This window comes from Nitrosopumilus sp., from assembly GCA_029862745.1.
Lineage (GTDB): Archaea > Thermoproteota > Nitrososphaeria > Nitrososphaerales > Nitrosopumilaceae > Nitrosopumilus.
In genome coordinates this window covers 95,387-106,580 of sequence record JAOTWS010000007.1, presented here as the reverse complement: position 1 = coordinate 106,580, position 11,194 = coordinate 95,387, and the positions used below count along the sequence as shown (strand labels likewise).

12 protein-coding genes are annotated in these 11,194 nt (G+C 32.3%); 7 read left to right on the top strand and 5 right to left on the bottom strand.

Annotated elements, in window-relative coordinates:
• Together OEM44_08755 and OEM44_08750 are read left to right on the top strand one after the other, a co-directional pair.
• The coding region (locus OEM44_08755) for a hypothetical protein (GenBank protein MDH3516882.1) at positions 1-315 on the top strand (315 nt) is incomplete at its 5' end.
• Positions 233-976 (top strand): fibrillarin-like rRNA/tRNA 2'-O-methyltransferase, encoded by a 744-nt coding sequence (locus tag OEM44_08750; GenBank protein ID MDH3516881.1) that lies wholly within the window; start codon positions 233-235, stop codon positions 974-976. The genes OEM44_08755 and OEM44_08750, both read left to right, overlap by 83 nt.
• Here the strand turns inward: OEM44_08750 and rnhB are convergent.
• A complete protein-coding gene (gene rnhB / locus OEM44_08745) occupies positions 973-1,593 on the bottom strand; it encodes a ribonuclease HII (protein MDH3516880.1) in 621 nt (206 codons plus the stop codon). The genes OEM44_08750 and rnhB overlap by 4 nt on opposite strands.
• 523 nt (positions 1,594-2,116) lie before the next feature.
• Here rnhB and OEM44_08740 point away from each other — a divergent pair.
• A complete protein-coding gene (locus tag OEM44_08740) occupies positions 2,117-3,265 on the top strand; it encodes a tRNA (guanine-N1)-methyltransferase (protein ID MDH3516879.1) in 1,149 nt (382 codons plus the stop codon).
• Here the strand turns inward: OEM44_08740 and OEM44_08735 are convergent.
• The 3 genes from OEM44_08735 to OEM44_08725 are packed head-to-tail and all read right to left on the bottom strand — an operon-like array spanning position 3,255 to position 5,147.
• Entirely contained in the window at positions 3,255-3,848 is a 594-nt protein-coding gene (locus OEM44_08735) for an RlmE family RNA methyltransferase (protein MDH3516878.1), read from the bottom strand. The two genes, OEM44_08740 and OEM44_08735, sit on opposite strands and share 11 nt — an antisense overlap.
• Entirely contained in the window at positions 3,845-4,630 is a 786-nt protein-coding gene (locus OEM44_08730; protein ID MDH3516877.1) for a transcriptional regulator, read from the bottom strand. The genes OEM44_08735 and OEM44_08730 overlap by 4 nt, the downstream gene beginning before the upstream one ends.
• 55 nt (positions 4,631-4,685) lie before the next feature.
• On the bottom strand, positions 4,686-5,147 hold the full coding sequence (locus OEM44_08725) for a hypothetical protein (protein MDH3516876.1): 462 nt from the start codon (positions 5,145-5,147) through the stop codon (positions 4,686-4,688).
• Positions 5,148-5,251: 104 nt separating this feature from the next.
• On the opposite strand from OEM44_08725, the gene OEM44_08720 reads away from it, so the two are divergent.
• From OEM44_08720 to OEM44_08705, 4 genes are all read left to right on the top strand, one after another.
• Entirely contained in the window at positions 5,252-7,345 is a 2,094-nt protein-coding gene (locus tag OEM44_08720; GenBank protein ID MDH3516875.1) for an ATP-binding protein, read from the top strand.
• Positions 7,346-7,443: 98 nt separating this feature from the next.
• Positions 7,444-9,567: a biofilm-associated protein gene (locus OEM44_08715; GenBank protein MDH3516874.1), complete on the top strand. Its 2,124-nt coding sequence runs from the start codon at positions 7,444-7,446 to the stop codon at positions 9,565-9,567.
• Between the two features lie 39 nt (positions 9,568-9,606).
• Entirely contained in the window at positions 9,607-10,119 is a 513-nt protein-coding gene (locus tag OEM44_08710; protein MDH3516873.1) for an adenine phosphoribosyltransferase, read from the top strand.
• Positions 10,119-10,910, top strand: coding sequence for an S-methyl-5'-thioadenosine phosphorylase (locus tag OEM44_08705; protein ID MDH3516872.1), 792 nt, complete (start codon positions 10,119-10,121; stop codon positions 10,908-10,910). Before OEM44_08710 ends, OEM44_08705 begins: the two co-directional genes overlap by 1 nt.
• Here the strand turns inward: OEM44_08705 and OEM44_08700 are convergent.
• Entirely contained in the window at positions 10,907-11,191 is a 285-nt protein-coding gene (locus OEM44_08700) for a hypothetical protein (GenBank protein ID MDH3516871.1), read from the bottom strand. The genes OEM44_08705 and OEM44_08700 overlap by 4 nt on opposite strands.
• Positions 11,192-11,194 lie beyond the last annotated feature (3 nt).

The window sequence follows — 11,194 nt, the reverse complement described above, 5'->3', positions numbered from 1 at the left end:
AGAAGAGAAGGTGGAAGATTTGACAGTCCAAGAAGAGAAGGTGGCGAAAGAAGAAGAGAAGGTGGAAGATTTGACAGTCCAAGAAGAGAAGGTGGCGAAAGAAGAAGAGAAGGTGGAAGATTTGACAGTCCAAGAAGAGAAGGTGGAAGATTTGACAGTCCAAGAAGAGAAGGTGGAAGATTTGACAGTCCAAGAAGAGAAGGTGGCGAAAGAAGAAGAGAAGGTGGAAGATTTGACAGTCCAAGAAGAGAAGGTGGAGATAATAAACAAAGGACAAATTCAAACAAAAAGAGAAAGAAGTTTGGAAGAAGATAAGCAATCATATTTTTGGGTAAAATCAGAAGGACAAAGAAAAATAGCTACTGAGAATTTAGTTCAAGGAAATCAAGTTTACAAAGAAAAATTAGTTATTCAAAAAGGAGTAGAATATAGATTATGGGATCCATCTAGAAGTAAATTAGCAGCTGCAATAATGAATGATTTAGATTATTTCCCATTCGAAAATAAAACTAAGGTTTTGTATTTAGGGGCATCTACTGGAACTACAGTAAGCCATATTTCAGATATCGTAGGTCCTAGTGGAGTAGTTTTTGCAGTAGAGCATGCAAGTAGAGTTGCAAGGGATTTCTTAGACAGAGTTGCATCATTTAGAACAAACATTATGCCAATTTTACAGGATGCAAGAAAACCAAAAGAATATTTTTCGATATTTGGAAAAGTTGATGTTGTGTATGTAGACATAGCACAACCTGATCAAACAAAAATTGCAATAGATAATTGCGACATGTTTCTAAAAAAAGAAGGATATTTCTTTTTAGTAATAAAAACAAGAAGTATTGATGTTACAAAATCTCCTCAAAAAATTGTAGAAGAGGAAAAAGAAAAGTTGAGAGTTAAATTTGATATTTTACAATCAATAGATTTACATCCATATGACAAAGATCATGCAATGCTAATTGCAAAATACAAAAGCTAGTTGTTTTTTACAATTTTTTGAACAGGATTCCAACTTTTACGTACAAAGCTAGGCAGAGAATGGTTCAGTTTGTAATAATTCATCACGAATTTCACAGTTATAGAGTCAGAAGGATATCCACTACCTAGATGATAATCTTTCCTTAATTTCACAATGGCTCTATCACGTGTTACTTTGGCAAGAATAGAGGCGGCAGATACAACTACAAATCTACTATCTGCATAATGATATGATTTAATTTTATGATTGTCAGACATTTTAGATATTTTTCGTCCAAATCTAGTTGGATTGACATCACATGAATCAACATATGAAGTATCAGGATTTAATTTTGATACAACTTTTGCCATGTATTTTGCCTCCAAATCATTAAGGCAATGATTTTTTACGCTAGCATCAATTGATTTGGGAGAAATTTTTACAATGTAATAATCATCAACTATTTTGAGAATTTTTTTATAAAGAATTTCACGTAATTTTGGAGAGAGTTTTTTTGAATCTTTTACTCCTAATGAAGATAATTGCTTGAGGTTTTTCTTTTCCAATGAGATTCCAGCTATAACGAGTGGTCCCAACATAGAGCCACGTCCTGCATCATCCACACCACAAATTTGCACAAGTTTTCTCTTAAATCATAATTATTAAACTCATTTTATACTCAAAAATATTAAAATTAATTTTTGTGAGAGGTTTTAAACATCCATTTTGGATAAAAAATCTGTTCAATCAATTTTTGTGTGTTACTAATTTCTTTTTAGAAATATCAGTCATTCTAACAATTTTCGATTAATCATGTCTTAAAAAATCTGTTGCAATCATTATGTTAGATTCAGAGAATATTTTTAATTCATTTTGTCACAAATTAAAAATTATGATTGGATATAGGTTATTTCTCAATTATTTTCTCTAGATTATTTATTTCAGGATATCTACGAGAAAATCTGTTATTCAATGCATTTAACATATTTTTTACATGATTTGAAACATAGGATAATTCATCAATCATATTGAATTAATTTTAAATCTATTTCTAAAAACTAATCTAGAAATCAAATTTTTTGAAAACAATTCTGTAAATATTCAACATTCAAATTTGTGAGTACCCACAAGTATTAAACCAATACGAGATTAAAGGAATAATTGGAAATTCCAAATGAAACTTTTCAGGAGATTATCGAAGGAGACACAAAACTTCTAGTTCCAAAGAGATCATTGACTGATAAAGTTCCACCAAAAGAACCAGCATTTTTTAATCCAAAGGCAAAAGTAAATAGAGATTTTTCAATAATTGCATATGCAGCATTTTTGAAAAATTTTCAAGGACCAAGGATTTTCTTGGAAGGTATGTCTGGTATTGGTGCAAGGGGACTTCGTGTATCTAATGAACTAAAAGTTGAAAATACAATAATCAATGATCTTAACCCAACTGCACTAAAAATGGCAGAATATTCAGCAAGTCAGAATAATCTAAAAAATATTGAATTTTCAGAAAATGAAGTCTGTAGATTTCTAAGTAATCATTCAAAAAAGGGAGAAAGAGGCTCAATGGTTGATATAGATCCATTTGGCTCCCCTGCGGCATTTTTTGACTGTGGAATAAGGGCAACCATGCATGGTGGAATTTTTTCTACTGCGGCTACAGATCTTCAAGTACTAAATGGTATCTTTCAAGCTGCATGTAAGAGAAAATACGGTGGAGTTCCAGTTAGAGTAGAATATGGGAATGAGATGGCAATCAGATTAGTTCTTGGCTGTCTAAGAATAGTTGCGGCAAGACTAGGAGTAGAAATTATTCCAATGTTTGTAGAAAGTGAAATGCATTATTATAGAATTTATGTTAAAGTCTTAAACAGACCGGATCAAAAAGAAAATCTTGGGTATATTTTACATTGTAAAAATTGTGGACATAGAAAAACATCAACAAAACAAGAAAAAGAATGTAAATTATGTAATTCAAAAATTAGTGTTGCAGGGCCACTGTGGATTGGAAATATTTTTGATAGAGAATTTATTCAAAACATGTTAGTTGAAATTCCAAATTTAAAAGTAGACAAAGTTTGTGAAAAAACTATTCAAAAATGTCTTGCAGAATCGGAAATGCCAGCAACATATTTTACACTAGATGAAATTGCATCAAAAATGAAAATATCACCACCAAAGTTGGAAAAAGCAATACAGAATTTAGAGCAAAATAACTTTACGGCTAGTGTAACAGCATTTAATCCAACTGGATTTAGGACTAGTGCAAACATTAATGAAATAACTAAAATTTTTCAGACTAACCAGTAAAACCTAAACAAACATAGTATAACTCACTACTTTGTTTTCTACTGGCGTTAGGCTTTGTAAGATTAATCCTAACAAATTTTTTCTTGATATAATCTCTAAACTCCATAGAATATGGACCATCAAATACTTTGAAAACAGCATTTCCTTTATGTGCTAAAACTTTATCCATGATTTTGGTGCAATCATAATTCAGGGAAATTTGCTTTGCATGATCAACTGTCCAGTTTCCACTAACTTGTGGTGAAAGATCACAGATCACAGCATTTACTTTACGCCCAAAATATGATATTATCTCGTCGATTACATGTTCATCTTCTATATTCTCTCTAATTATATGAGCACCAGGAATCTCTTCAACATAGGACAAATCTATACCCATCACCTTTCCTTGGTTACCAACTAATTTTACAGCCATCTGAGTCCAGCCACCAGGCGCACATCCCAAATCTAGAACGTAAAAACCAGGACCAATTAAACGATATGAGTGATTTAATTCTTTAAGTTTGAATGCAGCTCTACTTCGAAAACCTTGTTCATGTGCCAATTTTCGATAGTGATCTTTACGAGCGTCGATTAGTTTCATTTGGACTTCGCAGGTTTTTTCATTTCGGCAAGTACCCAGTCTTCAATGAACTGACAATTTGTAGGACTGATTTCTCCTTCAAGAGAACATTTCTGTTCAACTGGACAAACCAAACAGGGGGCATTCTCAATTGATTGAGTACTGATTGGAGTCTTCTTTAAAATTAATTTGTAAGTCCAACGATTATTTTCAAGAAGTTTTTCTCTAGTAATAGTACCCATTCTTTCAAGTTTTAGGGAAAGGCGTGAGCCATCACGACTTGATAGTTTAAGTTTTTTCCACAATTCACTTTGAAACATTCCCTCAGATTCATGTTCTGCTAAAACATCACAAACTTTGTTGGTAAGCCTTTCCATATCGACTTTTTCAATTTGAAAATTTTCAATTTCTTCATCAGTAAGTTGTTCTTCTAATTCTTCTTCTAATGTTTTTTCAGCTTCCCTTTTAGCCTCTTCTAATTCTTTTTTAGTTAATTTCTTTACTTTAACAGGTTTTTCGATTGGTTTTTTTGGCTCAGATTTCTTTGTTAATTTTTTTGGCTCAGATTTCTTTGTTAATTTTTTTGGCTCAGATTTCTTTGTTAATTTTTTTGGCTCAGATTTCTTTGTTAATTTTTTTGGCTCAGATTTCTTTGTTAATTTTTTTGCGGGTTTTTCAATTTTCTTTGAATTAATTTTTTTGATAGAAGATGAATCAAGTACCTTCTTTTTCTTTTTTAATGCAGCAATATCTGTTTTGATTTTTTCTGCCTCGTCAATTAGTTTATCTTTTTTCTTTACCATCAAATCACCTTATTTTCTAATTTTAATTTATTATGTATTATTCAATATCTTGTTCCTATTTAACAGTAAATATTCCCTTTGTTGAAATATTCTTCATGTCTTTTGAGACCATTTCTATGATTATTTCATACAAGCCTGGAGTCTCGATAACCTTTGAGAAATTATCTCTTATTGGAAGAAGATTGTTTTCATCAAAGCATTGGTTAAAGAATCCACCTTGGGTTATAGCAGTACTTTTCCCAGAAGAATAAATTGTAATATAAAGATCTCCACATCTAAATGAGGAATCATCAATTTTGACTTGGATTTCTACAGGTTCAGAAGTAGAATATTGTTTTGACAAACCAATTATTTCGATTGGAGGACTATCAGAGGAGAATCCATCTAAAGAGGACATAGGCCACAGGTTTAATTCTCTATCAGGAGTCTGAAGAATTCCAGATAACACTACAACACCAATAATTAGTGAAAAAATTACAGGTAAAACAAATACAACAAAAATACTCTTGGATGCCATTTTGTTTTAAAATCTATAATTCCCTTATATCTATTTAGCAAAATTAGATAAATTCAGAACAATTTGACGAATGAGTTAAATCGTAGCCGACTAAATATCGCTAGATGCGACTTAGAAAATTCAGAGTTAGAGCATATCGTTGTATTCATGATTCTGGGGAAATTACAGTGGGAGACTTGGCAGCGTTTGTTGGAAGGAATGAAAGTGGAAAAACAACAATTCTTCAAGCTCTAACGCTGCTAAATAGGGATGAAATAGTTTCAGAACTAGATCTTTGTGATGAGATGAGTGAAGATCTAAAAGATGAAATGAGATTAGCAGAAGGCGAATTTGAATTAAATCAACATGAAATTAGCCTCATAAAAGAAAAATTCCCAGGTTTACCAAACATTAAAAAGATAAAATTAATCAGGACAAATCGAAATCCAAAGATCCAGTATGAGTTTGAAGATATAAAACTTGGTGAAGATGAAAATAAAGGGATCAATTCATGGGAGAATTTTTCAAAACAAATTTTTGAGTTTTTAGATACAATTCCTAATCACTTGAGAATACAAATAGATACAAAATTCTTTGAAGCAAAAGTTCCAAAGAGTCAAGAGATATTTGATAAAGGGATGGCAGAATTTAGTAACCAATTTCATGTTATAGCCATTCAAGAACCCAAAGTGATTGAAGAATGGGAAAAAATCTATGAAAGTCCAGAAAACCAATTTTCAAATCTTCTAAGTGGTGAAAGCGAAAGAACAGCAATACAAAATTTCATTGCGTCTCATTTGCATCCAAGATTCGTCTATTTTTCTGATTATAAGAAGATCTATGGAAACATTAACCTTAATGAATACCTCAGAGAGGAGAAAAAAGAAAGAGCTAATTCAATTGAATTTGTTGAGGAATTTGACAAAGCAGAAACTGTAAGAAATTTATTCTATCTAGCTGAATTAGACATCAAAGAGTTAGACGAAGTCAAAGAGAGTCCTTCAAAATGTATCAAACTTCTCAATGCAGCAAGTAATAGATTAACAAGGAGGCTAAATCCAGCATGGAAAGGAGATCCAATTCATGTTGACTTAAGATATAATCCAGGAAATATCATGAGTGTTGTAATTTCAGATGTTCATAAAGATGGAACCATTACAAATACAGGATTATTAAACCGAAGAGCAGAGGGTTTTAAGTGGACATTTTCATTTATTGTAAACTTTGCAGCAGAAACTCAGAGGGCCGAACTAAAAGAAGCAATCTTACTATTAGATGAACCTGCAAGAAATCTTCATCCCACACAACAGATGGGAATTTCAGATTTGTTAAAAAACTTGGCTGGATCAAACCAAGTTTTGTATGCAACACACTCACCATTTATGATATTCGATTATACACCAGGTAACTTACTAGTTGTAGAATTGGATAAGAGAAAGCATCTCAGCAGAATCTTTTATGATTATTGGAATGCAGATGACAAGACACTAACACCTATTTTATATGGATTATGCAGAGGTCAAGTTGAATCTATTGTAGATAGAGAGATTGGAAGAAACTCAAGACCGATAATTATTGTAGAGACAATGTCTGATGCAATGTATCTTAATGCATTTGATAAATTCTTACAAGATCCAAATATTTCAATGAATCCACTTAACGTTATTGCAGCATATAACAAAAACTCAGTATTACCATTAGCAATTTTTTACAGGAATCATGGTTACAAGACGTTTGTTTTATTAGATAATTCTCAAGAATCCAAACAAATTTCTGCCCAGCTGGTTTCAAACGAGTTTTCAACAATTCAGACAATTTTCTTTGAAAGAGAAGGTAAGAAATTAGAATCAATTGAAGACTATATTGCACTCGAAGATTATCTCTATCCAGTAAATCAAACTTATGAAATTAAGTTAAGACACGAAGGATTTTCAAATCTCACTCCTCAGGATATAATAGATAAAGAAGGTGGAGGAGTTTTGGAGAAATTGAAAAAAATATGGCAAGAGCACAGAGATGACGATTGGGGAGAATTTGATAATGAGGAAGTCACTCGTTATATTTGTGAAAAAATCACATTAGAAGAAACTGATTTCCTTACAGATAAAACCAAAGACCAGTTTAGATCATTGTATAGATTAATTGCTGAAAGAATTAGACAGTATCAAAATGTTTCTACAAAATCAGACCTTGACAGATTTCAAAAGGCCAAACATTGAGATTTAAGAAGTTTGCTCATAAGGAATACTAAACTAAGAAATAGAAAAATGAGAGAAGTTCTTTAAGGTTTAAGTGAGAGATGAGAAGTTTAGATTCCATGAATAGATCCTCTACTAGGGGAATTATCCTCTCAATTGCATTATTGTTTTCAGTAACATTAATTTTAATTCCAGCACATGCAGAAGAAGTAACTGTCAAAAGTATCGCATTAGATGAAACCACAGTTCTAGAATTAACTAATGATTCAGATGTAGATATCACCGCATTTAGAATTTGGCTTGGAAGTGATTTTAGTTTTACATCTTTTAAAACTGAGAAAGGATGGGTTGGTGAAAAAACACCACAAGGAGTTATAATTTTTACATCATCAGAATCCATCAAACCAGGTGAATCTGTAAAATTTGGGGTAAAGACAGACAAATCAAATTTAGGTATTAATTGGAAAGCATTAGATAAACAAGATAAACAGATTAGCATAGGCAAATCAATTGCCAGTAGTTTACCAAATGAGGTTGAAGATCCAAATAGTAAAGGAAATACAGATGTATCTATTTCTCCAGAGTCAACATTTAGAATAGTTCCAGAGAAACCAAATATCGGATCAACAATAAGAGTTACAGGAGAGAAGTTTGGAGCATCACAAATGTTTGATGTTTATATTGATTCAACAAAAATAGGCAACTTTGAGACAAATGAAGATGGTAATTTTATGACTACAGTGAAGATTCCAGAAAACCAAAACGCAGATAGAGCAGATTTTAAAATAGTAAACAAAAATGGTGAAGAGAAAAAAATTAGTCTCAGAGTAGGTCAAATTACAAGTAGAGTTATAGATTCAGTAAACATACCACTTACAATCCAAGGGATTCCAAATGTGATTCATAGAGGGGACTTGTTAGAGATTTTTGGAACCGGAAATCCAAATAGTGCAGTTAAAATGGAGATTACGGGACCAAATGGAGATTTGACCAGAGCAATCGCAGCAGAAACAGATAGTAAAGGAAATTGGGAAGTAGAGCCACTCTTAGTTCCATTAGATAGACCATTTGGTGAATACGTAGGAGTTCTTACAGATGGAAGAAGCAGTAAAACAATTAATTGGACATTAGAATCTGACAAAAAAATAATTATCACTCCAATCACATTAAAATTTGATCAAGGCCAAACTATAAAATTTAATGGTACAGCTTTACCAGGTAAGTCTATTGAATTAATATTAGAAGATCCACTAGGAAAGGAAATTACTTCAGATATTATTCAGGTTGATGAATCAGGTATTGTAAGTTTTGAATTCCCAACCACTCAAAATACAATGGAGGGAACATATACCCTAATTGCAACACAGGAAACATACAAAGAATTTATTCATGTAGGAATTGGTCAAATGCCTACAATCCCAGTTAATTTAGAATTTGATAAGTTAAATTACAAAGCAGGAGATACTGCTGTCATTACGTTATCAGGGAAAGCATCTGAGATCATTAGTTTGTTAATAATTGATCCTTCCGACAAACCCAAAGGGGATGCTATATCAATTAAATTGGAACCAGATGGGCGAGGAACACACACTATAGATTTGAAAGGATATTCATCAGGAGTATATACTGCTGTCATTAGTAAAGGAAGTACTCAGAGTTCAGAGACATTTACAGTAGGTCTACAGACAGGCTCTGGAGAGATCGATATTAACACCACAAAAGTTGATTATCATCCAGGTGATTCAGTTTTGATTTTAGGAGAAACATCCCCCAACAATCTATTAACTGTAAGCATGATTGACCCAGATGGAAAGGAAATTAAAACTAGAGATACTTTTTCAAATAAAAATGGAAAAATTTCTGAGGGGTCATTTAGAATTCCATCAGATGCAAAACCAGGGATATGGACAATTAAGGCAACAAGTGGTTCAAACTTTGATAATACAAAAATCAATGTTCTAGGAGTTATTCAAGAAGGAATGGTAGTAGTTGTAGATGAAGGAAAAGCAATTCCAGGATTTGGAAAGACAATCAACATTCATGTATATGGGGCAACACAAACAGTTCAAATTGAAATTGTTGATCAAGGTGGAAAAGTCATTGAAGAACTCTCATTTCCGGCATCAAAATCCGGTGAGATTAATCAACCATGGATCGTTCCTCAAGATACAGAACCAGGAACATATACAATCAAGGCTTCAGATGCATTGAAGTCTGCTGAAACAACCTATAAGATCCAGTAGTATCAAACAATTTTATTTCACCTAATAGAGTGATTAATTATGAATCTAAAAGATAAGATAGCGGAATATCCAAACTTTCCTAAAAAAGGAATATTGTTTAGAGACTTTAGTCCAATTTTGAAGGATCCATCGGCATTATCTTTCATTGCTGATGAATTTGAAAAACATTTTCATCCCAATGATGTAGATGTGTTTGCAGGAATAGAATCAAGAGGGTTTATTCTTGCATGCATTTTGGCTTCAAGATACAATAAGGGAATGATAATGATTAGAAAAGTAGGCAAGTTACCTGGAAAAACAACAAAATTGTCATATCCCAACGAATATGGTAAAGACACTATAGAGATTCAAAAGGACATCATCAAAGAAAAACAAAAAGTTCTCATCTGTGATGATTTACTTGCAACTGGCGGAACAGCCAAAGCATCTGCAAAATTAATTGAAAAAATAGGTGGAGAAATTTCAGGATTTGCATTCATAATAGAATTAGCAGAATTAAATGGAATGAATGAAATTAGTAATTACAATTGTAAATCATTGGTGAAGTACTAATGGAAAAAGATGTAGAGATTGGAATTTTTGGCGGTACTGGAATCTATGATTCAGGATTGTTAGAAAATCCACAGGAAATAAACATCGATACACCTTATGGAAAGCCTTCAGATACAATCACAGTAGGAGTATTTAATGAAAGGAAAATCGCATTTCTTCCAAGACATGGAAAAAAACATACAATTCCACCTCACATGATTAATTTCAGGGCAAATATTTGGGCATTTAAAGAATTAGGAATTACAAGGATAATTGCACCTTCAGCTGTTGGAAGCCTGAAAGAAGAGTTAGAACCAGGTCATTTTGTGTTACCTTCACAATTTTTAGATTTTACAAAATCAAGAAAAGGATCATTTTCAGAAAAAGGAAGAGTCATCCATATTTCAGTAGCTGACCCTTTTTGTCCAGAATTGCAGTCATCAATATTAAATGTAGTAAATAATCAAAATATGCAAATACACAAAGATTGCACATATATCTGTATTGAAGGTCCACGATTTTCAACCAAAGCAGAATCAAAATTTTTTAGAACAATTGGAGCAGATATAATTGGAATGACACTTGTTCCAGAATGCCAGCTATCTAGAGAAGCTCAGATGTGTTATGCATCAATTTCAACAATTACAGATTATGATGTATGGAAAGAGAAGCCAGTTACTGCAAAAGAAGTTCTTGAAATACTTTCAAAAAACGTCGCAAGAACAAAGACAATACTTACTGAATTAATAGAAAAAATTCCAAAAACTAGGACTTGTTCATGTGCAAAGGCATTAGAAGAAGCAGAATTTTAATCATCAACAAATGATTCTCGTTTAAGACCTTCTGGAAGGGTTAAATCACCTTGAAGTAGGCTTCTCTGAAGTAACAAAATAATTTCTTCAGGATCATATCCTAATTTTTCTAATTCTTTTTCAGTAGATTTAGAAATCTTTGCTCCAATATTTTGACCCCCTATTCGTCCAAATGCAATTGCGGTAAAACGAAATTCATTGTTATTAATAGTAAAATTACCGATGATCTTAGCAGCCATCTGACTTCCATGTATATTGTTAATGTGAACTTTTAGATCCATTTT